25 protein-coding genes and 1 pseudogene are annotated in these 24,302 nt (G+C 58.6%); 12 read left to right on the top strand and 14 right to left on the bottom strand.

From position 1 onward, the window contains the following. Nucleotide 1: 1 nt before the first annotated feature. Together EXN22_RS16655 and EXN22_RS16650 are read right to left on the bottom strand one after the other, a co-directional pair. The gene (locus EXN22_RS16655) at nucleotides 2-859 is read right to left on the bottom strand and encodes an HNH endonuclease family protein (protein ID WP_130265100.1); all 858 of its coding nucleotides are present in this window, start codon (nucleotides 857-859) and stop codon (nucleotides 2-4) included. Further along, nucleotides 856-3,075, bottom strand: coding sequence for an AAA family ATPase (locus EXN22_RS16650; RefSeq protein WP_130265099.1), 2,220 nt, complete (start codon nucleotides 3,073-3,075; stop codon nucleotides 856-858). The genes EXN22_RS16655 and EXN22_RS16650 overlap by 4 nt, the downstream gene beginning before the upstream one ends. A gap of 127 nt (nucleotides 3,076-3,202) precedes the next feature. On the opposite strand from EXN22_RS16650, the gene EXN22_RS16645 reads away from it, so the two are divergent. Next, nucleotides 3,203-4,306, top strand: coding sequence for a phospholipase effector Tle1 domain-containing protein (locus EXN22_RS16645; RefSeq protein ID WP_130265098.1), 1,104 nt, complete (start codon nucleotides 3,203-3,205; stop codon nucleotides 4,304-4,306). On the opposite strand, the gene EXN22_RS16640 is transcribed toward EXN22_RS16645, so the two are convergent. Continuing rightward, entirely contained in the window at nucleotides 4,272-5,213 is a 942-nt protein-coding gene (locus EXN22_RS16640; protein ID WP_165392225.1) for a LysR family transcriptional regulator, read from the bottom strand. The genes EXN22_RS16645 and EXN22_RS16640 overlap by 35 nt on opposite strands. Before the next feature lie 132 nt (nucleotides 5,214-5,345). On the opposite strand from EXN22_RS16640, the gene EXN22_RS16635 reads away from it, so the two are divergent. The 3 genes from EXN22_RS16635 to EXN22_RS16625 all read left to right on the top strand — a co-directional run bounded on the left by EXN22_RS16635 (nucleotide 5,346) and on the right by EXN22_RS16625 (nucleotide 8,263). Beyond that, the gene (locus EXN22_RS16635; protein ID WP_130265097.1) at nucleotides 5,346-6,044 is read left to right on the top strand and encodes a CoA transferase subunit A; all 699 of its coding nucleotides are present in this window, start codon (nucleotides 5,346-5,348) and stop codon (nucleotides 6,042-6,044) included. A gap of 32 nt (nucleotides 6,045-6,076) precedes the next feature. Then, nucleotides 6,077-6,733, top strand: coding sequence for a CoA transferase subunit B (locus EXN22_RS16630; protein WP_130265096.1), 657 nt, complete (start codon nucleotides 6,077-6,079; stop codon nucleotides 6,731-6,733). A gap of 111 nt (nucleotides 6,734-6,844) precedes the next feature. Further along, nucleotides 6,845-8,263, top strand: coding sequence for a short-chain fatty acid transporter (locus tag EXN22_RS16625; protein WP_130265095.1), 1,419 nt, complete (start codon nucleotides 6,845-6,847; stop codon nucleotides 8,261-8,263). A gap of 19 nt (nucleotides 8,264-8,282) precedes the next feature. On the opposite strand, the gene EXN22_RS16620 is transcribed toward EXN22_RS16625, so the two are convergent. From EXN22_RS16620 to pdxR, 3 genes are all read right to left on the bottom strand, one after another. Next, on the bottom strand, nucleotides 8,283-8,843 hold the full coding sequence (locus tag EXN22_RS16620; protein ID WP_130265094.1) for a hypothetical protein: 561 nt from the start codon (nucleotides 8,841-8,843) through the stop codon (nucleotides 8,283-8,285). A gap of 120 nt (nucleotides 8,844-8,963) precedes the next feature. Beyond that, complete coding sequence (locus tag EXN22_RS16615; protein WP_130265093.1) at nucleotides 8,964-9,401, bottom strand: carboxymuconolactone decarboxylase family protein; 438 nt, start codon at nucleotides 9,399-9,401, stop codon at nucleotides 8,964-8,966. A 102-nt stretch (nucleotides 9,402-9,503) separates the two neighbouring features. Then, nucleotides 9,504-10,934 (bottom strand): MocR-like pyridoxine biosynthesis transcription factor PdxR, encoded by a 1,431-nt coding sequence (gene pdxR / locus EXN22_RS16610; RefSeq protein WP_130265092.1) that lies wholly within the window; start codon nucleotides 10,932-10,934, stop codon nucleotides 9,504-9,506. A gap of 123 nt (nucleotides 10,935-11,057) precedes the next feature. Here pdxR and EXN22_RS16605 point away from each other — a divergent pair, with 123 nt between their 5' ends. Continuing rightward, nucleotides 11,058-11,678 (top strand): TetR/AcrR family transcriptional regulator, encoded by a 621-nt coding sequence (locus EXN22_RS16605; protein WP_130265091.1) that lies wholly within the window; start codon nucleotides 11,058-11,060, stop codon nucleotides 11,676-11,678. Between the two features lie 13 nt (nucleotides 11,679-11,691). Here EXN22_RS16605 and EXN22_RS16600 read toward each other — a convergent pair whose 3' ends face one another. After that, nucleotides 11,692-12,522 (bottom strand): alpha/beta fold hydrolase, encoded by an 831-nt coding sequence (locus tag EXN22_RS16600; RefSeq protein ID WP_130265090.1) that lies wholly within the window; start codon nucleotides 12,520-12,522, stop codon nucleotides 11,692-11,694. A 91-nt stretch (nucleotides 12,523-12,613) separates the two neighbouring features. After that, on the bottom strand, nucleotides 12,614-13,153 hold the full coding sequence (locus tag EXN22_RS16595) for a P-loop NTPase family protein (protein ID WP_130265089.1): 540 nt from the start codon (nucleotides 13,151-13,153) through the stop codon (nucleotides 12,614-12,616). A gap of 212 nt (nucleotides 13,154-13,365) precedes the next feature. Here EXN22_RS16595 and EXN22_RS16590 point away from each other — a divergent pair, with 212 nt between their 5' ends. Further along, the gene (locus EXN22_RS16590; protein WP_130265088.1) at nucleotides 13,366-14,355 is read left to right on the top strand and encodes a hypothetical protein; all 990 of its coding nucleotides are present in this window, start codon (nucleotides 13,366-13,368) and stop codon (nucleotides 14,353-14,355) included. A gap of 15 nt (nucleotides 14,356-14,370) precedes the next feature. On the opposite strand, the gene EXN22_RS16585 is transcribed toward EXN22_RS16590, so the two are convergent. Beyond that, nucleotides 14,371-14,814, bottom strand: a complete 444-nt coding sequence (locus EXN22_RS16585; RefSeq protein ID WP_130265087.1) for an NUDIX hydrolase — start codon at nucleotides 14,812-14,814, stop codon at nucleotides 14,371-14,373. Nucleotides 14,815-14,947: 133 nt separating this feature from the next. Between EXN22_RS16585 and EXN22_RS16580 the strand changes: the two genes are divergently transcribed. Together EXN22_RS16580 and EXN22_RS16575 are read left to right on the top strand one after the other, a co-directional pair. Next, the gene (locus tag EXN22_RS16580) at nucleotides 14,948-15,274 is read left to right on the top strand and encodes a barstar family protein (RefSeq protein ID WP_130265086.1); all 327 of its coding nucleotides are present in this window, start codon (nucleotides 14,948-14,950) and stop codon (nucleotides 15,272-15,274) included. Between the two features lie 200 nt (nucleotides 15,275-15,474). Continuing rightward, entirely contained in the window at nucleotides 15,475-16,398 is a 924-nt protein-coding gene (locus tag EXN22_RS16575; protein WP_130265085.1) for a hypothetical protein, read from the top strand. 133 nt (nucleotides 16,399-16,531) lie between these two features. Here EXN22_RS16575 and EXN22_RS16570 read toward each other — a convergent pair whose 3' ends face one another. The 5 genes from EXN22_RS16570 to EXN22_RS16550 all read right to left on the bottom strand — a co-directional run bounded on the left by EXN22_RS16570 (nucleotide 16,532) and on the right by EXN22_RS16550 (nucleotide 21,614). After that, complete coding sequence (locus tag EXN22_RS16570; protein ID WP_130265084.1) at nucleotides 16,532-16,876, bottom strand: low molecular weight protein tyrosine phosphatase family protein; 345 nt, start codon at nucleotides 16,874-16,876, stop codon at nucleotides 16,532-16,534. After that, entirely contained in the window at nucleotides 16,873-17,067 is a 195-nt protein-coding gene (locus EXN22_RS16565) for a hypothetical protein (RefSeq protein WP_130265083.1), read from the bottom strand. Before EXN22_RS16565 ends, EXN22_RS16570 begins: the two co-directional genes overlap by 4 nt. A gap of 428 nt (nucleotides 17,068-17,495) precedes the next feature. Next, nucleotides 17,496-19,922: a TonB-dependent siderophore receptor gene (locus tag EXN22_RS16560; protein ID WP_130265082.1), complete on the bottom strand. Its 2,427-nt coding sequence runs from the start codon at nucleotides 19,920-19,922 to the stop codon at nucleotides 17,496-17,498. 151 nt (nucleotides 19,923-20,073) lie between these two features. Continuing rightward, nucleotides 20,074-21,099 carry a FecR family protein gene (locus EXN22_RS16555; protein ID WP_233281643.1) on the bottom strand — a complete coding sequence of 342 codons (1,026 nt, stop codon included), beginning with the start codon at nucleotides 21,097-21,099 and terminating at the stop codon, nucleotides 20,074-20,076. Continuing rightward, the gene (locus EXN22_RS16550) at nucleotides 21,096-21,614 is read right to left on the bottom strand and encodes a sigma-70 family RNA polymerase sigma factor (RefSeq protein WP_130265081.1); all 519 of its coding nucleotides are present in this window, start codon (nucleotides 21,612-21,614) and stop codon (nucleotides 21,096-21,098) included. The genes EXN22_RS16555 and EXN22_RS16550 overlap by 4 nt, the downstream gene beginning before the upstream one ends. A 105-nt stretch (nucleotides 21,615-21,719) precedes the next feature. Between EXN22_RS16550 and EXN22_RS26410 the strand changes: the two are divergent. The 4 genes and pseudogenes from EXN22_RS26410 to EXN22_RS16530 form a co-directional block, all read left to right on the top strand. Then, a pseudogene (locus EXN22_RS26410) lies at nucleotides 21,720-21,901 on the top strand (DUF6632 domain-containing protein); the annotation flags it as partial. A gap of 197 nt (nucleotides 21,902-22,098) precedes the next feature. Then, a complete protein-coding gene (locus EXN22_RS16540) occupies nucleotides 22,099-23,142 on the top strand; it encodes a hypothetical protein (RefSeq protein ID WP_233281642.1) in 1,044 nt (347 codons plus the stop codon). Nucleotides 23,143-23,144: 2 nt separating this feature from the next. Then, nucleotides 23,145-23,777 (top strand): DUF2997 domain-containing protein, encoded by a 633-nt coding sequence (locus tag EXN22_RS16535; RefSeq protein WP_130265080.1) that lies wholly within the window; start codon nucleotides 23,145-23,147, stop codon nucleotides 23,775-23,777. Next, a complete protein-coding gene (locus EXN22_RS16530) occupies nucleotides 23,778-24,299 on the top strand; it encodes a 4Fe-4S single cluster domain-containing protein (RefSeq protein ID WP_130265079.1) in 522 nt (173 codons plus the stop codon). Nucleotides 24,300-24,302 lie beyond the last annotated feature (3 nt).

The following is a 24,302-nucleotide window of genomic DNA, read 5'->3' as shown; positions in this document are numbered from 1 at the left end:
ATCAGCAACCGAGTCCGTAGTTCTTGAAAATGGTGCGGGCAACGGCTAGAAAAGGCTCGTTTGGCGCCAGGTGGCTTTTGGCATCTTCGAGCAATTGCCGAGCGTGCTCCTTGAGATCTTGCTTGAGCGCCGGATTATCAGCCTGGCGCATCATTTCAATGGCTTTGAGTGCTTGTTCCAGAGCCGCCTTGACGCGTTTCTCCTTGAGCTGGCGTTGTTCGACGAGGTCGCGCCGCAATAAGCCGTACACTTCGATGGAGACTTGTCCCTGCGGGCTGGGTACCAGGTTGGCCGCTATCTGGATTGTCCTGGGGCGGACCAGACCTTCGGCAAGAAACTCCAGGTGTTGCTCGGGGTTATCCACGCAAGGATTGAGCAGCAACGCTACTTCATTTTTTTGCGCGGCGTGGTTGCGCCAACGCAGCGTTTCATTGACTACAGGGAACAGATTGGCTTTACCGGACATGCCGGTGCTGTCATCGGCAAAGGTCTTGCCGCGTTTACGGTTGCAATCGATACACGACGGTAGCAGGTTGTCCCAGTCGGCGGCGAGCCAGTAGTAGCCGGGCTTGCTCATCTTGCCATTGATTATCACTGCGCCTTTGGGGCGAAAGTGCTCGATGTCTTCCGGCCCACCGGCAGCGTAATTGAATTCGCAGTAGGCGCATTTCTTGTGGAACAGCGTGCGCAGGGCTTCGACGATTTGCGGGTCCTTGTACACGCTGTACTCGAAGGGCGTGGACGGGGTTCCAGGCAAGGCACTGAGCACATGCGCGATGGCGCGGCGGGTCTCATCCTGGCCGGCGGATTGCGCCCCATTCAGCACCGACGGCGTGGCGCTGCGTTGTACCCGGATCATGATTCAGGCCCTTTTGCGCCGTTTGCCGCAAGCGGGGCGGGCTCAAGCTGGATTTCCTCCCACAGGCTCTGGAGTTCAATGAGCACGTCATGCTCATCCTCGGCTGGCAGCTTGCGGGCGCTCGCCATGCGCTCAGCCAGAAATTTGTCAGCCGCCTCAAAAACCATATGTTCCCGTGGCGTCAGGCCCATCTTGTTATTGCCCTGCAACTGCTCGCTGATGGCCTGCAGGCGATCTTGCTGGCCTGGGCTGCGTTTCTCCATGGCCAACAGGCGGTAGTATTCCTCGAACAGCCGATCGATCTCCACGTCCTCGGTCGAATGCAGGCCGAAATACTCTGAGGCCAGCAATTGATCGACGCGCATGTAGCGCGGGGAGGGCAGTTCAGTGTTCTTTGAGGTCATGGCCGTGACCGGGCCATCGAGCGTGCGGGTCAGTACGGCGATTTCACTGCTGTCCAGCCCCCTGAGGGTGAGCGGCTCATGGCTGGTGGCAATGAACTGGACCCGCGGAAACACTTCGCGCAAGCGCTGCACGATGCGCATCCGCCAGCGTGGATGCAGGTGGGCGTCGACTTCGTCGATCAGCACAATGCCTTCGGCCGAAGACATATCCTGCCAACCCAGGCGCATGATGCTCATGATGTCCATGGCCAGTGCCAGCACGGCCTGGTAGCCACTGCTGACGGCGGTCAGGGTATCTTGTCCGGAGGGGCTTTTGACGATGATCTGATGATTGCGGCGAACCAGTTCGACGCCATCGGCGCTGGGCAGCAACGATGTCAGTGAGCGGGCGAAGCGGTTGAACGCTGCTGAAGTGGCGGTATTGAGCCAAGGGACTCCGTTGTCCAGCAAGCGTGTCGGGTCGAACAGATTCTCCACTTTGCTCCTGGCCGCAGCAGACGGGTCGGCAGGCTGCGGTTTACCCATCAAGCGCGTTGCGCCATAAGCCAGCACCATGACTTTGGGCTCCGGTGGCGTGATGGTGATGTTGTTGCCGCGTCGGGTCAGGGTCATGACGATAGGTTCCGACATGCCCGACAACTCGACTCGCACTTCGCCACGGGCCGCGCCTTTTTGCAGCAGGTCGGTGGCTTGTACGCCCAACCGCTCAACGCCACTTTGCCCGACCAGTGCACACGCCAATGCCTGGAGCAAGGTGCTCTTGCCCGTGCCGTTCTCGCCGAGCAGCATGTACCAGGAGCCAACCTTGCCATCACTGAAAGAGGGTTCGAGTTGAAGGTGGTCAATGGCGCGAATATGCCTGAACTCCACGCGCTCGATGTACTGGGCCATTCGATAAAGTTGTTCGGGCGGCTGCGATTGCTCGATCGAGAATGACTCCAGCGCTTTGGTTCGTTGTGTCAGGTTTCTGGACGCATCGCGCAGTGCCTTGTTGCTGTTGGCATTGCTCGAGGCATCCAGCGCCGTGTTGAAACCAAGGAAGGGGGCCATGCGCTTTTGGCTGCTGGGGAACTGCACAACCATTTTTTCAGCCCAGGCCCTGACAAACTGCCGACGCATGGCGCAGAACGGGCTCTGCGGCCTGACCATTTGCGCAAGGTACTCCAGGCTCTTTGAGTCGGGGCGCTTGTTCTTCATCAGCGCTTGCAGATGCTCAAGGTTGCGCAGGTCATCGGACCTGGCTTTGATCAGGGTGCTGCGGTTCAAGCCCAGTACATCGATGGTGGCCTGGCCGCGTTCGGTTTCACTGGTGATTTTGCCGTCGCTCAGAAACAGGAACACGCCATCAAGGTCATCTTCCGTGGGATCAAGCAGCACGTTCTTTTCCTGGCGCAGGGCTTCCCCGGTGGTACCCACTTTGGCCCGTGGCCCTAGCACCGGGAAACGTGGCCCCTTTAGTGCGTTGCATTCGGCGCAACTGGGCAGGTAATTGCTCCACTCGAACGCCAACCACCAATAGTGGTCATCGGACACGCCGCCACTGAAGTCGGTGCTGCCGTAGCGTGGTCTGAACAGTTCGATTTCCGGGCGGCTTACCAACTGTTCGCAATAAGCACATTTGTTGACCTGGCGCTCGCTCCAGAGCAGACGAATATCCGGGTGCAGGCGTGCGGCAATGCGTTGGAAGCCAAAGCGCGCCTGGGCCCTTTTCGCCGCAGGCTGGCGGTAGAACGCCTCGGCATCACTGCGTAACCGGATAAACGCCGCAGAAGAAAACACCTCTGGCATTGGCCCGCGTTCAATCCTGATCATCTGGCTAGGCTCCAGTGAGGGGGCTACGGCTGTGCATAATCTCCTGACTATAGCTGTTGGAATGGCACTGATGGCGATAGAGCATCATTGACCTATAGTCAAAGCCTCAGCACAGGAGGTTGTGTAAATGGCGCGGCAACTGGTGATATGCCTGGATGGGACGAACAACCGTTTCAGTCTGCAACCGACCCACATTCTGCGCCTGGTCCGGGCGCTCGATCCGGACCCGCAGCACGTGCTGTCTTACTATGACCAGGGGGTCGGCACGTTTGGCCTCAAGGAAACCCTGTTCGAGTGGCAAAAGCTGCCGGCACGGATCTTTGGCCTGGCGTTTGGCTGGGGGCTCAAGCGCAATGTCGAGGGTGCCTACCGTTTTCTTGCCGAGCAGTATCGGCCGGGCGACCAGGTGTTTGTTTTTGGCTTCTCGCGCGGCGCCTATGCGGCCAGGGCCCTGGCTGCACTGGTGCATGGGATGGGGTTGGTCGCGGCCCATCAAGTTCATCTTTTCGATTATGCCTGGTCCATGCTCCTGGCCCGGGACAAGGACAAACGTCCTGACTTTGCCTTGCAGCACCAGTTCAAGCAGACCTTCGGCCGCACCCTGGATATCACCTTCCTGGGCCTGTTCGATACGGTGAAATCCCTGGGTTGGGTCTATGACCCGGTCAGTATTCCCTATACCGCCAGTAACCCCAGTGTGTTGACGGTGCGCCATGCGGTGTCGCTGGATGAGCGGCGCTGTTTCTTCCGTCAGCATTTGTGGCGCGCCAAGCCAACCGACCCGACCGATGTCAAAGAGGTGTTTTTTCGCGGCGTGCACTGCGATGTCGGCGGCGGCTATGCCGTGAGTGAATCACAGCTGGCCCTGGTGCCCCTGCGCTGGATGTTCGCCCAGGCCGGAGCGGCCGGTCTGGCGCTGGATGCCCAGGCTTGCCAGGCACAATTGAACCCGCTTGCCGGTGTTGCCCCCGACCCTCTGGCCGACGCCCATGACTCGATGAAGCCGGCCTGGCGGGTCGCCGAATGGATACCGCGGCTGGTATGGAGCGAGGGCCGGCGCAAGCTGGTGATCGGCGCCATGCCACCGATTCGCCAGCCGTACCCCAGGGTGTTGCCGGACGCTCTGTTGGTCCATGAATCGGTCGATGCGCGCATCAAGGCCGGTGGTTACGCGCCGGCGAGCATTGTCAGCGGCGTCACTCAGGTGACCTATGTCGCCGATCTGCCTTGAGTGAATCTGCCGAGCCTGGCGGATTGTCGGCGCTGCATTCCAACAGTACCTCCAGCAGCGCCTGGGCCGCTGCCGAGAGTTTATGGTCGGCCAGCACGGTCACGCCGATACGCCGTTCTATACTCGGTTCCACCAGCGCCACGCAATGTGCGCCCAGTTCCTGCATCTGGCCGATGCACAAGGCCGGCACGGCGCTGACGCCCAGACCATTGGCAACCATGCGGCCGACGGTCGACAACTGATGGCTTTCAAAGGCCACCGCCAGCTTGCCGTGTTCGGCAGCCAGGTGCTGCTCGAGCAACAGGCGCACTGCCGAAGGCCGTTGCAGGGCAATGAAGTCTTCGGCGAGCAGTTCGCGCCAGCTCACCTGCGGCTGTTGCGCCAGGGGCGAGTCGGCCGGCACCACCGCGACGAAGCGGTCCAGGTACAGCGGCTCGAAACGCAGGGGCGCACTGGCTTCAGGCTCGAATCCGATGCCCAGTTCGACGCGCCGGTGGCGGACCAGTTCCAGCACCTGTTCGTTGATGACGTCGTGGACGGTGACGTTGACCCGCGGGTAGCGCTGGCGGAACACCTTCAAAGCCGCCGGCAGCAGGTTGCCGGCAAAGGCCGGCATGGCGGCGATCGACACCCGCCCAAGCTGCAGGGTAAAGCGCTGGCGCAGCAGCTCTTCGGTGTTGTCCCAGTCCGCCAGCAGTTGCCGGGCCAGCGGCAGCAGCACCTCGCCCTCCGGGGTCAGGCTGACGCTGCGGGTGGTGCGGCTGAGCAGTGCACCGCCGAGGTTGTCCTCCAGGGCCTTGATGGTCAGGCTCAGGGCCGGCTGCGACAGGTGCAGGTGGTCGCCGGCCTGGGCAAAGCTCTGGTATTTGGCAACGGTGACGAAGGCGCGCAGCTGTTTGAGGTTCATTAAACTGATTCTTTTGGAAAATTTATCAAACGATCATAAAAACAAAATTAACAAATAAGTGCTCAGGGGTGAAGATGAGGCAAACGCTCACCGACACCCTGTCGGTTCAACAACTACAAAAGGCGGATCAGCATGGCCGGACTGGACAAGCGCGTAGCAACCTATGAACAGGCCCTTGAAGGCCTGACCGACAACATGACGGTACTGGCCGGTGGATTCGGCCTGTGCGGCATCCCGGAAAACCTCATCGCCGAAATCAAGCGCCGTGGCGTCAAGGGCCTGACCGTGGTCTCCAACAACTGCGGTGTCGACGGCTTTGGCCTGGGCGTGCTGCTCGAAGACCACCAGATCCGCAAGATGGTCGCCTCGTATGTTGGCGAGAACGCCGAGTTCGAGCGCCAGTTGCTCAGTGGCGAGCTGGAAGTCGAACTCACCCCGCAAGGTACCCTGGCCGAAAAAATGCGCGCTGGCGGCGCCGGCATCCCGGCCTTCTTCACCGCCACCGGCTACGGCACCCCGGTCGCCGAAGGCAAGGAAGTGCGCGAATTCAACGGCCGCAAATACATCCTTGAACAAGCCATCACCGGCGACTTCGCCATCGTCAAGGGCTGGAAGGCCGACCACTACGGCAATGTGGTGTACCGCAACACCGCGCAGAACTTCAACCCGTTGGCCGCCACTGCCGGCAAGATCACTGTGGTCGAGGTCGAAGAGATCGTCGAGCCGGGTGTGTTGCTGCCGACTGAAATCCATACCCCGGGCATCTATGTCGACCGGGTCATCGTCGGCACGTTCGAAAAGCGTATCGAAAAACGCACCGTCAAAGCCTGACCCGACCCCAGAACAACAAAGAGAACCTGAGCATGGCACTTACCCGCGAACAAATGGCCCAACGTGTCGCCCGCGAACTCAAGGACGGCTATTACGTCAACCTCGGCATCGGTATCCCGACCCTGGTGGCCAACTACGTCCCGGCCGACATGGAGGTGATGCTGCAATCGGAAAACGGCCTGCTGGGCATGGGGGAATTCCCCACTGAAGCGCAGCTGGACGCCGACATGATCAACGCCGGAAAACAGACCGTGACCGCCCGTATCGGCGCTTCGATTTTCAACTCGGCCGAATCCTTTGCCATGATCCGTGGCGGCCACGTTGACCTCACCGTACTCGGTGCCTTTGAAGTGGACGTGGACGGCAACATCGCCTCGTGGATGATCCCCGGCAAGCTGGTCAAGGGCATGGGCGGGGCCATGGACCTGGTGGCCGGCGCCGACAACATCATCGTCACCATGACCCATGCCTCCAAGGATGGCGAGTCCAAGCTGCTGCCGCGTTGCAGCCTGCCGCTGACCGGTGCCGGCTGCATCCGCAAGGTGCTCACCGACCTGGCTTACCTGGAAATCGAGAACGGCGCGTTCATCCTGCGCGAGACCGCGCCGGGGGTGACGGTTGAAGAGATCATCGCGAAGACCGCGGGCAAGCTGATCGTGGCGGATGATGTTAAAGAAATGACGTTTTAAGTAGTACTTTCGGGCCCCATCGCGGGGCAAGCCCGCTCCCACCGGTAGGAGCGGGCTTGCCCCGCGATGGGGCCTTGTGCCGTCCAATAAAACCAATAAAAGGAAAATCCCGTGGCCGCTGATATCCAAGACAGCCGCTCCGCCCGTTTTGCCCTGCGTTGCTCGAACTGGGCCGAACGCTGGTTCCCCGACTCCTGGGTGTTCGCTGCCCTGGCCGTGGTGCTGGTGTCGGTCGCGGCCATGGCCATGGGCGGCAAGCCCACCGATACTGCCAAGGCCTTTGGCGATGGTTTCTGGAGTCTGATCCCGTTCACCATGCAGATGGCCTTCGTGGTCATCGGCGGCTATGTGGTGGCCAGTTCGCCACCTGCGGTCAAGCTGATCGACCGTCTGGCGCGGATCCCCGGCAATGGCCGTTCAGCGGTGTGCTGGGTGGCGCTGATCTCGATGGTCGCGTCCTTGCTCAACTGGGGGCTGTCGCTGGTGTTCGGCGGTTTGCTGGTGCGTGCCCTGGCACGGCGTACCGACCTGAAAATGGACTACCGCGCCGCCGGTGCTGCCGCCTACCTGGGCCTGGGTGCAGTATGGGCCCTGGGCCTGTCGTCCTCGGCTGCGCAGTTGCAGGCCAACCCGGCGAGCCTGCCGCCGTCGATCCTGGCGATCACTGGGGTGATCCCGTTCACCGAGACCATCTTCCTCTGGCAGTCGGGGGTGATGCTTGCGGCCCTGGTGGTGGTATCGCTGGTGGTGGCCTACGCCACCGCACCGGGCCCGAACAGCGCGCGCAGCGCCGAAGCCTGTGGCGTCGACCCAAGCTTCTCGGCACCGCCAACGCCCCAGCGTACCCGCCCGGGCGAGTGGCTGGAGTACAGCCCGATCCTGATCCTGTTGCTGGTGGCACTGGCGGCCGGCTGGTTGTACAACGAGTTCTCGACCAAGCCTGCGATCACCGCGATCTCCGGGCTGAACACCTACAACCTGTTGTTCATCATGGCCGGTGCCTTGCTGCACTGGCGCCCGCGCAGCTTCCTCGACGCGGTGGCCCGCGCGGTGCCGACCACCACCGGGGTGCTGATCCAGTTTCCGTTGTACGGCTCGATCGCGGCGATTCTGACTCAGGTCCAGGGCGCCGATGCCCAGAGCCTGGCGCACCACATCTCGACCTTCTTCGTACAGATCGCCACCCACGATACCTACGCCTTGCTGATGGGCGTGTACTCGGCGGTGCTCGGCTTCTTCATCCCCTCGGGCGGCGGCAAGTGGATCATCGAAGCGCCGTACGTGATGCTGGTGGCCAACGATCTGCAGTATCACCTGGGCTGGGCGGTACAGATCTACAACGCTGCCGAGGCGCTGCCCAACCTGATCAACCCGTTTTACATGCTGCCGCTGCTGGGCGTGCTGGGGCTCAAGGCGCGTGATTTGATCGGTTTTTCGTTCGTGCAGTTGCTGGTGCACGTGCCACTGGTGCTGTTCCTGCTGTGGATCCTGGGCACCACCTTGCAGTACACGCCGCCAGTGATGCCCTGATCGCAGTGTTCATGGGGTGTCAGACTTCATCCGGGTTACTCAGGTAGGGGGCATTGACCGCTGTGATCTCAATTCTCAACAGCAAGGGCGTTCGCCCGGCTTCTACTGCCGTGAAGGTGCTGCTGACCTGGCTATAGGTCTTTGAGCCAAGCAGTAGTCCGCGCGAACGGTGGTAGAGGTAGAGTTGGCCGGAGGCCCCTGTAGCCTGGGGGGCGACCACCAGATTGTGGGTCTTGCCATCGGAAATCTGGAACAGGTCGGGGGCGGCATTGACATACCGCGCGAACAGCATGGCATCCTCGTTCAGATAGAGCCCTTTGCCATAGTGTTCATTGTTGCTGCGGATATACAGGCGGTACGCACCGTTGCTGTGCCGGAAGTAAAGCGAAAGGTGCTTGTCCGAGTTGTCCCAGAGGGACACCAGGTTTGCGAGATTCTTTGTTTTGCTGACGATGCCGTTGTCACGTCGGATCTTCGACATGAACGGCCGGCCCAGCTGCGTCGAGGCCACGCAAAACGCTTTGCCCGGCGCTGGGAGGCGTACCGTGGCTACAAAGGAAAGCTGTCGATCGGTAGGCATGAGCGGTGTCTCGCTTCAGGTGTGATGCCGCCAATCTATAGGGCGGGCCTGGCGAAACGCGGTACATAGTTAGCTTGTTCCAGGGCGCTCAGCTTGCAGCGCCCTGGCAGTCAGGGCCGCTCAGCTGGGCAGCATGGCAAAGCCTACGCCAAAGCGGTTCCAGGCATTGATGGTGGCAATGGCCAGGGTCAGGTTGACCACTTCGGTTTCGCTGAAGTGTTCAAGCAGGGCACGGTATTGATGCTCGGGCGCGTGCCGCTCCGGCAGCCGGGTCAGGCTTTCGACCCAGGCCAGGGCTGCGCGTTCGCGCGGGGTGAAGAAGCTGGTTTCTTCCCAGACGCTCAACGTCTGCAGGCGTGCTTCGGTTTCACCGGCTTTGCGTGCATCGTTGGCGTGCATATTTACGCAATAGGCGCAGCCGTTGATCTGCGAGGCGCGCAGGCGCACCAGCTCCAGCAGCGAGGTCTCCAGGCCTGACTTGCCCAGGGCCATTTCCAGGCCGACCATGGCCTTGTAGGCTTCTGGTGAGTGTTTGGCCCATTCGATACGGTTGCTCATTGTTGCTCTCCGGTAAGGTCCGCGGCAGGCGGCGATGGCACTACCTTACCTCCGTGCCGGGTGGGCCCGAATAGCCAATTGGGCGCTTTCTCAGGAGGCCAATCAGCCCAGGGTCTGGAGGATGTCGCGCAGCCGGTCCAGCGCCGGGTCGATGTCCAGCAGTTCGATGGCGCCAAAGCCCAGCAGCAGGCCCTGGCGTACCGGCACCCGGGCATGGAAGGGCGCCAGGGAATACAGGCCGACCTCGACCTTGCGCGCCATGCTGATGATGAACGCCACGTCCAGATCGCCCCGGGCCAGGGCGCTGAGGTGGTAGCCGGCAGTGGCCGGCACGGCTTCGAACCAGGGCGCAAGATCTCCGTGCAGGCGCCTCAGGATGCGTTCGCGGCGTGCGGCATAGACCTCGTGCACGCGGCGGATGTGCTTGAGCAGCGAGCCCTCGCTGATGAACTGCGCCAGGGCCCATTGGTTGAGGGTCGGGGTGTGCCAGTCGGTCAGTTGCTTGGCGATGCACACCGCTTCGCGCAGCGCTTGCGGGACGATGCAGTAGCCCAGGCGCAACTCCGGCAGCAGGGTCTTGGAGAAGGTCCCGACGTAGGCCACCAGGCCATGGCGGTCGAGGCTTTGCAACGAGTCGGTGGGCCGCCCTTCATAGCGAAATTCGCTGTCGTAGTCGTCCTCGATGATGATCGCCCCCAGCTGCGCCGCCCGCTCCAGCAAGGCCTGGCGTCGCGCCGGGCTCATCGGCATGCCCAGCGGAAACTGGTGCGAGGGGGTGACATAGATCAGCCGCGTGCCGGCGGCGATCTGCTCAACACACATCCCTTGCGCATCCACCGGCACGTACTGCAACTCAGCGCCCTGGGCCAGGAACAACTGGCGCGCGGGGGTGTAGCCGGGGTCTTCCATGGCCACCTGGCAGCCGGGTTCAATCAGCACCCGGGCGATCAGATCCAGGGCTTGCTGGGCACCGTTGCACACCAGCACGTCCTGGCTGCTGCAACGCACGCCGCGGGCGAAGGCGATATGCCGGGCGATGGCCTCGCGCAACTCCGGCAGACCCTGATGGGCGCTGTAGCGGGCGCTGCTGTGGCGGATCTGGCGCAAGGCATACTGGTTACAGCGGCGCCAGTCATCGAAGGGAAATTGCACCTTGCTCGAGGCGCCGCCGATAAAGTCGTAGCGCAAGGTCGGTAGCGCCAGGTCGGCCAACGGGTTGGCCCGGGCCCGCCATTTGGCCAGGGTCGCGGCGCTGGCCAGGGCAATGCTGGCGGCGGGTGCAGGGCTGTGGGTGGGGGCAGGGGTGATGAAGCTGCCCTTGCCGACCTGGCCACTGAGCAAATTGTCGTAGGTCAGGCGTGAATAGGCGTCGGCCACGGTCTTGCGTGACACGCCTAGTTGCTCGGCCAGCAGGCGGCTGGGCGGTAGTTGCGTGCCGGCGGCCAGGCGACCGCTGTCGATGCCGTCGCGCAGTTGCTGGTAAAGCTGCTCGGCCAGGCCCTTGCGGCCTTGCAGGCTGATATGCAGTTCCATGATGGGGGTGTCCGCAGGCAGTTGTCTGTTGCCCAGATTACCGTAATCAGCGCCGTTGATCCCACAGCGCACGAACGCCCGGGCAGTGGTAGCCTTGCAGGGTCAGTCGCAACGGATTCGCCCATGGCCCAGCACAAGCTCAGCATTCGTCAACGCAACGTTGACAACATCCTTCTGGCGGCGGAACAGGTGTTCGCCGAAAAAGGCTTCGCCGGCACGGCCATGGCCGACATTGCCGAGGCCGCGCAGCTTCCGCGCAGCAACGTGCATTACTACTTCAGCACCAAGGCCGAGCTGTACCAGGCGGTGCTGTTCGGTCTGCTCGATGTGTGGAAACAGGATGCCTTGTGCTTTGAGCTGTATGACGACCCGCGCATCGTGCTGAGCAGCTACATCCGCGCCAAGATGAACCACTCGCGCACACGCCCCCATGGCTCCAAGGTCTGGGCCAACGAGATCATCCATGGCGCGCCGAACCTGGGGGCGGCGCTGGATGCCCCGCTGTACGACTGGGCGAAAATGAAGGAGGCAAAAATCCGCCAGTGGATCGAGGCCGGGCGGATTTTGCCGGTGGAGCCGTCAGGCCTGCTGTACATGATCTGGGCCTCGACCCAGCACTATGCGGACTTCAGCCACCAGGTGGGGCTGCTCAATGATCACCAGCCGCTGTCGGAGCTGCAGTTCGAGCGGGCGGTACAGACGGTGACCAGTGTGATCCTGCGCGGCATCGGTCTTGAGCCTTGATTGCTCAGTTGGCTCAGCTGCGTATGAAGGCCAGCAGATCAGCATTGATGGTATCGGCATGGGTTGTGGTCATGCCGTGGGGGTAGCCCTTGTAAGTCTTCAGAATGCCATTGCTGAGCAACTTGGCCGACAGCGGCCCCGAGTTCTCGTAGGGCACAATCTGGTCATCATCGCCGTGCATCACCAGCACCGGCACGGTGACTCGCTTCAAGTCTTCGGTGAAGTCAGTCTGCGAGAAGGCGACGATACCGTCATAGTGGGCTTTGGCGCTGCCCATCATGCCCTGGCGCCACCAATTCAGGATCACCCCTTGTGAAGGCGTCGCCCCAGGGCGGTTGTAGCCGTAGAACGGCCCGGAGGGGATGTCGTGATAAAACTGTGCACGATTGGCTGCCAACTGCGCTTGCATGCCATCGAACACTGACTTGGGCAGGCCGTTGGGGTTGCTTGCGCTCTGAACCATCAGCGGTGGCACTGCGCCGATAATTGCCGCCTTGGCTACCCGCTCCTGGTGGTAACGGGCGATGTAGTGAATTACCTCGCCGCCACCGGTCGAATGCCCGACATGCACGGCCTCCTGCACACCCAGGTGTTTGACCAGCGCCATTACGTCATCGGCATAGTGGTCCATGTCGTGGCCATCCCAGACCTGGCCCGAACGCCCGTGGCCCCGTCGATCATGTGCGACGACCCGGTAACCCTGGGCAAGAAAGAACAGCATCTGTGCATCCCAGTCGTCGCTGCTCAACGGCCAGCCGTGATGAAAAAAAATCACCTGGGCATCGCGCGGACCCCAGTCTTTGTAGAAGATATCAACGCCATCGTTGGTGGTAACGAATGCCATGTTCGCCGCTCCTCTGTGGTGTGGTTGCTGCCGGTCCGACTTCAGGATCAGGGGCAATACCCTGCTGAAGGCGAGCTTTGAGCATAGGAGATCAGAATGAACCTGGCGTTGGCTTGCCAGAGGCCCGGTTTTCGACAAATGCGGCAATCTGCCGACGACCACGCAAATGCACCACCGGCACCTGCGGCCCGATGGCCACGCGCACCGCTTCGATCCCCGGGCGATAGCCGCGGTCGAAACCCCACACGAATTTCAAGAATGTCAAAAACGCCCCGTTAAGCTTCTCACTGCAACCGTCCGGAAGGTCAGGCCGAGGGCGGTTCATGACACTGCGCCTGATGACCCGAAAAAAACAGGTCAGGCGCGGTGTGTCCAGCCAGATCACCAGATCCGCCCGCGGCAGACGCAGGTCGAACGTGCGCCGGGCATAATTGCCTTCACACACCCAGGTTTCTTGTGACACTGCCTGACGCACGCGCGCGCGGTACTGTTCGGCATCGGGTTCGACCCAGCCGGGTTCCCAGAACAGCCGGTCCAGGTGCACCACCGGCAGGTCCAGGCGTTTGCCCAGGGCGCGGGCGAGGGTGGATTTACCGCTGCCGGCATTGCCGAGAATGACGATCCGTTGCATGCAGGACTACCTTGTCGGGAAAAAAAGCCGGCGATTGTGCAGGTTTTGCAGAAGAACCAAAAGCAGTTTTGATCGCATCCTGAAGAAGGTTTATCCAAAGAACTACGGAGGCTGGCTGCGTTTGCAAAACCCGCCAGATTGATTATGTTGAATAGCTAAGCGGGAACGCCCGAGTAGTAAGCCAAGCGCCTTGCAACGCAGGGGGATACGCAGTGAACATTCGAGACTGGGGCAACTTCGCGAAGAACGCGATCGAGCTGGTCGGCCGACATCCACTGGTTACCGGGATACTGGCGATCACCGGCCTTATCGGGTTCTTGTTCTCTATCTACACCTATGAGCAGGACCGAGAGAGTTCGGTCGAAAACACCCGGCAGATGGAACGCAACATCGAGGCGATCGATCGTACGGGCAAAGGTGTGGAGGCTATTTCCGAAGCGACATTTGCAACCTGTGCCAAGGCGCCTTGTTGGGCGCTCAAGGACTTCGTCAACAAAGACACCATCGGCAAACCCAAAGACCTGATAGACGCCAAGGTCGCCCCGGCGACGAGAAAGGAACGTGGCCAGTTTGTATATGAACTGGAGGGGTGCGGTGTAAGGGTGGAGTACACCGACGATGCCGTCTCGTATTTGTCTGCGAACCTGTTCAAGTGGGTGGAAAGTGTGGGCGAGAAAGACAAGGATGGGCTGGCGCCTGGGCAAAGGAGGCCGTGCAATTTTTCCCTTGATCAGCTGTTTGGTCTGGAGGGCCGCCCCACGCCTGCCGACAATGCCAACCTGACGGTTGCCGACGCAATGCGGATGGTCGAGCCGCCAGCAGACTGCAGTGGTTGCAATGCACCGGAATTACGCATTGCCAGTGCGTGTATCGATTGCGGCAACCATGCCGAGCCCTATCTTGAGTTCATGGAGCAGGGCAACCATGCGCAAATGTTCATGAACTCGTTCTTCATGACCACCTTTGACCCCGTCAATGCTACCGGTGACGAAGGGTATGCGATCTATGACACCTTCAAGGAGACGATGCGCGCAAACATTGGGGCAGATGCCGAGTTCGGCATAGAGATGCAGGACTTGTGCGCCATGAACATCTATCCAGAGGTCAAGCGAATCCTTTCCCGGTCACAGGTTATCGCCGTGGGCCTGGGCGTTGGCCCACGCACCTGGACAAATGCGTTGTTCTGCAAGTGGTGGGAGTAGGGCGTAGGGCGCTCGTCAATTTCGGCAAGGCTCGCCTGGCCAGTGACCACGCGCTTGCAGGGCCTCACACAAAAAGACCAGTGCTCGCTGGAAGACCGGGTGACACTCGGCAACAGGCAACTGCTCGAGCGGGGCCCAGAAGAACTCGAAAAGATGGCCATGGTCATCGAGGGTCTGGTGAGACCAGTGCTCGGGTAGGGTGCCCTGCACCTGGCACAGTTGAAACGACCAGACCTGGGCGAGATGGCCGGCATCCCAACAGCCCAGGTCGTCCTGGATCGTGGCAGTGCTGATACCCGACTCTTCCATCAACTCGCGCAAGGCCGCCTGGCCCGGTGTTTCGCCGTGCTCGATCGTGCCCTTGACCAGTTGCACTCCGGCCAGAGGATGCCGGAACAGCAAAATCCTCGGCGACGACCCACCACAGAACACCACGGGGCAAGCTTTGTTGGGGGGCATGGCGATTTCCTTCTCGGCATTGGCGGCCGGCCATCATACGCTTTCGCACAGGGCGAGGCAGAATTGAGCCGGGGAGCGGTCATTGCATTTCAGTGGTACTGTCCATCCCCTTTTCGAGCGAGTGGAACACTGCATGGTGCACATAGATGCAAACCTGATTACTGACTGGCAAACATTCCACAGTGTGTTCGCTGAAACATTCGGCTTCCCCAAGTTTTACGGCCTCAATATGAACGCCTGGGTTGATTGCCTTTCATACCTTGATGACCCCAGCGCAGAAATGTCGACTGTCCACGTTCAACCTGGGCAAACGCTTGCACTGGTCATCGACAATGCCCAGAGTTTCAAGCACCGCTGTCCTGAACAGTTCGAGGCGTTGGTGGAGTGTGCAGCGTTTGTGAACTGGCGAGTCGTCGTTGCTGGCGGCGCGCCGCTGCTGGCACTGGCCTTCTATGTTTAAGTGCTCGCCTATGTGTTCACTTGGTTGTTCTGGGATGCAGAACACCCGCTACCGGCGTCCTAATCATGCACTTTGCAAGGTGGTGATGCGTTGCAATTATCCCAACGCATTGAATTAACAGATTTTGCCAAATGCATCGGTTTGGCACAGGGCGTGCACCTGTTGTACTGAACATTCGATGTCCCTCGCGGGAGCAAAACATGATGACAACATCACAAACCCACATGAGTACCCTCGCCGAAGCACATAACCGTTGCGGGGTGTCATGGGCGGCAGTTTTTGCAGGTGCAGCGGGTGCGGCGGCATTGTCGCTGATATTGGTATTGCTTGGATTCGGGCTGGGCTTTTCGGCCGTTTCGCCGTGGGTTGGCGACGGCATGAGCGCCAAGAGCTTGGGTATTTCAACGATTGTCTGGCTGGCGCTGACTCAAATTGTCGCCTCCGGCCTGGGGGGCTACCTGGCGGGCCGCCTGCGGGTCAAGTGGGCGAGCGTGCAGGGTGATGAGGTTTACTTTCGCGATACCGCCCATGGCTTTCTGGCATGGGCCGTCGCCACACTGGTAACGGCAACACTGGTGGTCGGTTCGGTCAGCAGTATTGTGGGCGGTGGCGTGCAGGCAGGTGCCCAGGTTGCGGCAGGTGCAGCCAGCGGCGTTACTTCAGCCGCTGCGACCGCTGTTGGGCGTTCTGACAGCGATCCCTATGGCTACTTTGTCGATAGCCTGTTTCGTGGGGACAATTCTGTAGCGGTCAATGAGGGTGCGGCCCAAGGTGTGGTCAGCCGAATCATGACGCGCTCATTGCGCAACGGCGGTCAATTAAGTGGCGAAGATCGGCAGTACCTGGCGCAACTGATCAGCCAACGCAGCAACTTGACCCCGGCGCAAGCCGAGCAGCGTGTCGATGAGGTGTTCGCACAAGCGCGTCAGTCTATGGAAGACGCCAAAAGGGCTGCCCGTGAGGCGGCCGACGCCGCCAGCAAGGCGGCTGCGCTGTCGGCCTTGTGGATGTTCATCGCGTTGTTATGCGGGGCGTTTTTCGCCAGCCTCGCCGCAACCTATGGCGGCCGTCGTCGCGATGCTGTGATCGTCATCGATGACGCTATCAACGCACACGTCCGTTGAACCGAGGAGAACTATCATGCGCTCACTACTGTTGTTCATGCTGGGTGTGCCCATTCCCGTGATCATCCTGATTGCACTGTTCATGCATTGACTGTCAGACAAAGCCGGCGACCTTGCTGCACGCCCTAGCAAGCTAAGACTCCTTTGACTGTCCGGCAGTAAGGTAGGGCGTCACGGTGTCTTCGAGCATGGTCACAAGCTCCGGGTCCATGTAGTGGAAATCGTCGGGAATTTCCAGCACGTGAAGCTGTTTGTGTTCGAGCAGGGGAGCATATTGCGCTTGCAGCCGCTGCTGGTGTTTGCGTTCCATGACAAAGATCACGTCGGCCCAGCGAATGTCCGCTGGGCCGACGGGTTTGCGGGCGTTCGGGCTGGTGCCCGCCGAACGGGCAGTGAAGCCAGGACGACGGCGCCAGATCGTTTCCGCGGTAGGGCTGCGCCATTGATTGCGGCTGCAGACGAACAGAAGGTTTGTCACTCTTGATCCAACAGTTGGCGGGTGGAGCGAATGGGATAGCTCATGCCGAGCTGGCGTGCCCTTATCAGCTTGTCGCCTCGGGTGTATAGCTGCTTCCAGTTTTTTTCTGGCTTGAACTGCAGCGGACGCACCGCTTTGCTCCTGCCGCTTTTACGGGCCTGTGAACGTCTCCAGGCGCGGGTTCTTTCCATGGTCATTTCCTCGTGAGTACCGGGTTCAGCAGCCGCGGTAATACGAGTTGGGCGTATGGTAAGGGGGAATCGGGGCTGTGGCTAGGCGGGTGTACGGATTTGAAACCAGAAGGTCTGGGGTTTGATGAAAGGCCGCTGCCGACCCACAGCTGCCCCTGACCAAAGCACAGCGATCCGTTGCGACTGAGCGTGGTTTTCTTCAAAGCGGCTGCTACAGCCGCGTGAAAATCGGTTTATTGACCGGTGCTCATCCGGTTCGTGACTAGGCTTTGTACGAAAAGTACATTTACCATTTTTTGTGGGAGCGGGCTTGTCCCGCGATCGAGTGCAAAGCGCTCGCAAACCGGCCACCCGGTTGTATCAGGCACTCCGTATAGCCAGGGATTGCTGCCGCGTTGCGGCAGATCGCGGGACTTTTCGTACACACCCTAGTTCTCGTAGCGTAGCGTGACGGCAAAGTTACGAGGTTCGCCGTAATAGTTTCCGGTGTTTTCACTGAAAATCGCGGTGTAGTATTTCTCGTCAAAAATGTTGTTGAGATTCAATTGAACGCTCAGGTTTTGGTCAATTCGGAAGTTGGCGTTCAAGTCCACAAGGTTGTAGGCGCTCTGCGAAATATCGTTCAGGTACAGCTTGCTCTGATGGTACAAACTGGTCCCCACTCGCCATTGATCGAGCTTGCCTGGCAGCTGATAGGTCGTGGCGGCCTTGAACAGTCGCTGTGGCGAGTTTTCTGTGCCATAGGTGTCACCCTTGTTGGTACCCGCTACATATTTTGGATGACTGTAGGTGTAGCCCATCGAAGCATTCCAACCGGGCATCAACTCGCCTGAAACCTCTGCATCGAACCCGCGGTTTCGCACCTTGGCACCCTCGGTGTAGCACCGCGAATCACGCGTTGGCCCGCAGACGCGTCCTGCTTGGGGAACGACCTGTGGAAGGCCGGACTGATCCACCTGAAAGAACGCCAGGGCGGTATTCAACCTGCCATCGAACAGCTCGTTCTTCACGCCGACTTCGTAGTTACTGCCCGTCGTAGGCGCCAGCAATTGGTTGTCGACGCTGTAATTGCTCTGCATCTTGTAGATCTCGGTATAGCTGGCGTAGACCGAGGTCGTGTCATTGACGTCATAAACGATGCCACCATAAGGGATGACCTTACGATTTTCCTTGAAGCGGTCCGTCTCCCATGGGCCTTGGGTGTCATAGTCGACCCAGCTCAGACGGCTGCCAAGAATGACGTGCAAATCATCGAATGGATTGAGGCGAGTAGCGGCATAGACACCCTTGTCCTTGCGCACATGCCGACTGGGCGTCAGGCTGCCAACTATTTGCGGTTTAGGAAATTGCGAGGTATCGAAGTCCAGAATGTCGACTTTAGGGTTCACACTGGACGAGCCTGTGACGTACTGCAGCCTGTCGCGCCTCATGTTGGTCCCTATCACCAGTTCATGCTTGCGCCCCAGCAGGGTGAATGCGCCGTTGAGCGCCGCGTCGAGATTGATCTGTTCGTCATCGTAACGGGCGCTGTTCGGCCAGTACTGCATTGTCGAATCGGTGACTTTGGTGTGATACCCGACCTGAGCGAGAAAGTCTGCATTGGACCAGATCAGATTGGTGGCGACGGTGAGGTTCCAGTCCTCATTGAAACGGTGCTTGATATCGGCAAAAACGTTGCGGTTGATCTTGTCCAGATAGGCCCACTTCCCGGCGAACGACGTCGAACGCGAGAAGTTGTAAGAACTGCCATCCAGGTGGGTAGGCAAACCGCCCCAGTCGTATCCACCGCTATTGTCCTGCTGCAAGGACGCCCCCACAGCGACCGTGGTCGAGTCACTCAAGTCGGCTTCGCCTATGGCGTAGAACAGCTGATTTTCCTTGTCAGCGTAGTCCTGATAGCTATTTCGACTGTTGTACATCAGGACCGTACGGCCACGCAGGGTGCCTGCTGCGTTCAGGGGGCCGCCAACATCGAGTTGGGTGCGGTAGTTGTCCCAAGAACCTGCGCCTATTTCCGCCTTGAGCTGGTAATCATGGGTCGGTCGCTTGCGAACCATATTGATCGCCGCAGACGGATTACCTGCTCCTTGCATCAGGCCGTTTGCGCCTCGGACAATTTCCACCCGGTCATACATGGCCATGTTGTTCACTGACATGACGTCCATCGAGAAACTTTCCGTGACGCTGCTCGGCAGGCCGTCGAACTGCAGATCGTCGACCTGGAACCCTCGCGAGTAGTACAGCGGACGCTCTGTGCCGAACCCTTTGACCGTGCTGATGCCCGTCGCTGCCTTGGCAACGTCTTCCAAGGACTGCATGTTCTGGTCGTCCATCTGTTGTCGAGTGACGACACTGATGGACTGAGGCGTTTCACGCGGCGAAAGCCCCAACCGTGTTGCAGTGTTGGTAAAGCCTGTGGTGTAGGAGCCGGTGCCTTCGGTAGTCGCAGCCAGTCCCAGCTCATTCACATCGGTCGCGCCTAGCTCCAGAACTGCCGAATCAGTCGGCGCCTTGCGCAAGGTCAACGTCTTGTCATTCACGAACTCATAGCCAAAACCACTGCCCCTGAGCAGATGCTCGAGCGCCTCGTTGACCTTGTAGGGTCCGCTCAACCCAGCGCTGGTCATTCCACTGACCTCGTCGGAATTGAAAATGATGCGCAGGCCGGCTTGATCGGCGAATCGGGTGAGTGCGCTGTCCAGTGGCTGGGCAGCGATAGTGAAGACCTGAGTGGCACTGGCGGTTTCCAAAGCCCTGGTCTGAGCATTGACCGGTGCCAGGAGTCCGAGCAAGGCGGCGAGTGCCACGACGTGGCGCAACGACTGCGCGTGGGTACGTACAAAGACATGCAACATGAAAGCAACCTTTTCCCTGAAGTTGGCTGCGCGACTTTTATGTGAATGATTCGCGCTTCGTATCTACGACGAAACAACGTTCAGCACCTTGCCAAAAAATTTTCATTTTTTTTCAAAGTGCTCTCAGGGGGGGAAGGCTGCTGGCCCTGAATCAGTTCCTGGGCCGCACCAGGGTGAGTAACGGTAACCGAGTGATACGAAGTGGCTGCGTCTGCTCAAGCGCATTGAGGGCAGCTTGTGGATCATCCACTTCGAATATGCCGCTGATACGCCGTGCCGCCAGGGTTTCATCCGTCAGGTAAAGATGGCCAGGGATGTACCGGTCAAGCTCGGCAAGCACGTCGCCAAGCGGCCGCGCATTGAAGATCAGTTTGCCGCGCTGCCAGGTGGCTACGTCGTGCACATCGACCTCCACACTCGGCTGCGGTGCCATGCCTTGCCGATAGGCCGAGGATTGTCCTGCGGGCAGCCGCATGATTTTCCCGCCCGAACTGAGCTGTACTATTCCTTCGCTCACCTGCACGGTCACCTTATCGCCGCGCTGATCCACATCGAAACGTGTGCCGACCGCCTGCACATCACCTTGAGCGGCGTGAACGATGAAAGGCCGTGATGGGTCCTTGGCCACTTCGAACAGCGCCTCCCCTTGATACAGCGTAATGCCGCGCCGGTTATGGCTGTAATTCACCGATAGCACGGTGTCACCGTTCATCCACAGCAGGCTGCCATCTTGAAGGCGCAATTCTCGCCGCTCGCCAGGGTCCGTCACATGATCGGCATACAGCGCTGACCAAGGGCGCAGCAGTGCTGCACTGAGCACCAGCAATGCAACACAAGCGGCCATGCCCGCGGGCCATAACGCGCGTACCGGTTTGCGGCGCTTCACGGGGGGCGGAGCAACGAATTGTTGCGCTTTCTGTGTGAGCGGGAACGCGCCCCACAACGCCTCGGCCCTTCTCGCGGCCTGAGCATGCAGCGCAGAGCGCTGGCTCCAGTTGTCATAGGCCAGATGATCGGTTGCAGTAGCCCGACCAGAGTGCAGATGCACCAGCATCTCAATGGCCTGGTCTTCCAGCTCGGAAGGATTAACAGTATCAGTCATCGGTTCTGCAAGCTGAGCAGTATGAGGAAGTGTCAGAGTCTGGGGTTTCGTATCCGTACAAGGCAAGCGGTTCATGTCCACTGCGTCCGGTTCAAGGAGTCGCGGCAATGACGTACAGCTTGAACGATGTACTTCCCCACAGTACTTTCGGAAACGCCGAGTCTTGTGGCGATCTGCGCATGTGTCAGCCCCTCAAGACGGTTGAGCAGCAGCGCCAGACGTGCATTGGCTGGCAACTTGTCCATGGCGATATCGAGCTGCGCCAAGGCCTCATCTGTGAGCAGAGCAGTCTCTGGTGAAGGGCGTGGATCGCATACCTCCAGGGCTTGGGATTCATCGGTATGCAAGGCATTGAGTCGCCCCTCACGACGCATACGATCAATGGCCAGGTTGCCAGCTATTCGGAACAGGAACGCGCGAGGCTCCTGTATCGGTTCGCCCGCAGGCAGGTTGACCAAACGCAAGTAGGTATCTTGAGCCACATCGGCAGCGTGCTCGACGTTACCCAGCCGCCGAGCCAGGAACGCCAGCAATTCCGTGTAGTGCTCATGGAAGTGGGTTAGCAAATCAGAGGTGCCAATGCGTGACATGCTCAGCCTTAAGTCGGTGAATCGGACCCGCCGGAGAGCGGCGAATACTACATTAACTGAGAAGCATTATTAAATGGATTCAAGCATTCTCTGAGGCTAATCTGATTCACTATGTGGTCTAGCGCCGTACACGGAGAAATCATGGCCGCCCAGGCCGTCACCCAGTCTGGGCAAATGGGGCACATGGCAGGTGAGTGCCGGCGCTCTTCATCGTAGCGGTTGCCCTGGCCCTCTTGACGCCCCGCTCGCAATTCGCCGCTCGGCCCCGCACACACAATGGGGACTAAGAGCAGATAGAAACTAGAATTGCGTTTTTACGCAATTTTTTGCTCTGCTGATCAACCAACGCTGACAGATTTTACGTAGCAACGCAGCCCTCAAGAATGTGTCCGCGTTTTTTCAGCGCCTGGGACTTTTTCTGCCTGGCTACTTCAGGCGAGACTTGGCGCGTGATAAACCAAAAATCGTCATGTAGCATAGACCAATGAGTCGTTCTACAGTCACCCCCTCACTGCGCGCTTCTGCACCAACTCTAGAAGGTTTATGGATGATAAAGACTATCCCGATGTGGAAAATGGAAATGGCCGCCGAAGGTAAGATAACGGCCATTTTATTAATGGCATGCGTACCTGTTTTCGTCGTTGTCAGCGCGTTGTTGTTTCTTGATGGGTTGCAAAATGGGCAACATCGCCAGGCTGCAATTGGACTTTTGTGTGTGGTTTTTTTTGGTACGGGCATCCTGTTCTTTGCACCTTCAAAAAAATATATTCCCGGCAAAACATTTCGGGCTTATAGAAATAAAAAACTCAATTCGCAGGCGGCCATTAATTACGGTTACGGAATCATGGTTTTGATTACCGCAATTTTTGTGGCGGTTGAGCCGAAAGACGCTATAAGAGAAATAGGCTATGGAATAGCAGGGCTCTTTAGTCTTTATGCTATATCAAAAAGCTTGAAATTTCACGCCGATGTCGATTTTTCGACAAATGAATATTTGGCAACCGAGCTGGGGTTTTCTGTAGGGGAAAAAATTCAGGTCAGCTACCAGAATTTTGATGCTGATGAAGTTTATGCTGGTAGCAATGCTTTTGCCGCATCAGCGACAAAATTAATTGTAGCGTCGTTTGATGGGCATCTTTGGGGAAAGCTGTCACGGGATCTGAATCAGATTTCGCACATTGGCATCACTGGCGGTAAAAATCAAAAATACTTCGTTAAATTGCAGTTCAATGATGGCGCCGATGTGTTGTTGCGAATTGGACTTTATGACAAGCTCACATCCAGTCCCGCCCTGGTAATAAAAAAGTTGTTGGAAACGATTGATGCAAGTCTCCTGAGTGGTAGTGCCGCATCACAGATAACCCAAAGACGTCGGGTAGTTGTCAACTCTGGAGCTCCAGCCGAGCGTTCGAAAAACGTTACGCCTGCATCCATGGCGCCTGTGCGCAACATTGAGGTTGTCCCTGGCGTATTAAATGCTACCCCGGACGCAGAGGAAGTTGTTCCCGGTCGCAAGCTGGAGCTTTAACAATGTCTCATTGTACAAAGTTTGAATTTTCTTATGTTAATGAAGAGGCCATTGCCAAAGCCTTTGGCAAGTTGGGCCTTAGCCCAACAACTGGTCTGGTTTCCCTGTTTTCCAGTGATTTCAGTAAAAAGGTGTTGAGCAAAATAGGCTATATGGGTAATCAGCAGTTTAGAGCTATTTGTGGCCAAACGGCTGATGGGTTCAATCTATTTGTTTGCCAGATTGAGGAGGGCGCTTACAAGCTCCTCGTCGAACGAGAAACTATTTCGGTCGGCGATGAAGCAATAATGGCGGATTTGGCTTCAGGCTTTCAGAAAGCGTACGTCAGCGTAGCCATCGATGAAACTATTAAGCGCATAGACGCATCAGGTGTTCCTGCAAGAGTCAAAGAAACGTCTCAAGGCTTCGAGATTGAATTCGGACCTCATTACGAATACGGCATTCATGTCACCTTTACGGGCGATGAAATTACGGAAGAAGTGCATGGTGTGAAAGGCGATATTTGCACCAAGCTTACTGAAGAGCTTGAGTCTCTACTTTCTAGCCCTACTGCGGACCTTGTGACTGAATGGAAGCCGGAATATACCGTGGTCCATGAAGAGCAAACCCTTCAAATTCTCAGTGCGAACTTCTAAATGGACATCAATGTACACCATATGGAGTTGAGTAGCGTTAACGGTCCCGGGTTGCGCTTGACATTATGGGTGCAGGGTTGTGCGCTGAATTGTAAGGGGTGTTTCAATCAGAGCACCCACGCGCGCGAAGCGAGTACGCTGATGCCTATTGATGAATTGGCACAGAAGATAAATGCACTGGATATCGCTGGAGTTACCCTCTCCGGGGGGGAGCCGCTCGACCAGGCGCCAGCCTTGGAGCTATTAATAAATGCAGTCAATGGCGAGAAAAACTGGATACTTTACACCGGTTATACGCCAAAAGAGATATTCCAGAACGACGCCATGATTCGTGTTGTTAAAGCTGTAGACTTGACGCTGGCCGGTCGGTATCGGCATAACGCGAGCCATCCCTATCAGCACAAACAGATTATCAAAACCAGCGACAGAGTCGACATTGATTTTTTCCGCACTAGACGAGTTGTCGAGTTTGTAGTTTCACATGCTGGCGTTACTAAAACCGGTCTTCCGATGAGTGTATAGCTC

This window comes from Pseudomonas tructae, from assembly GCF_004214895.1.
Lineage (GTDB): Bacteria > Pseudomonadota > Gammaproteobacteria > Pseudomonadales > Pseudomonadaceae > Aquipseudomonas > Aquipseudomonas tructae.
The sequence above is the reverse complement of the archived record's forward strand: the minus strand, read 5'-3'. Positions and strand labels throughout refer to the sequence as shown.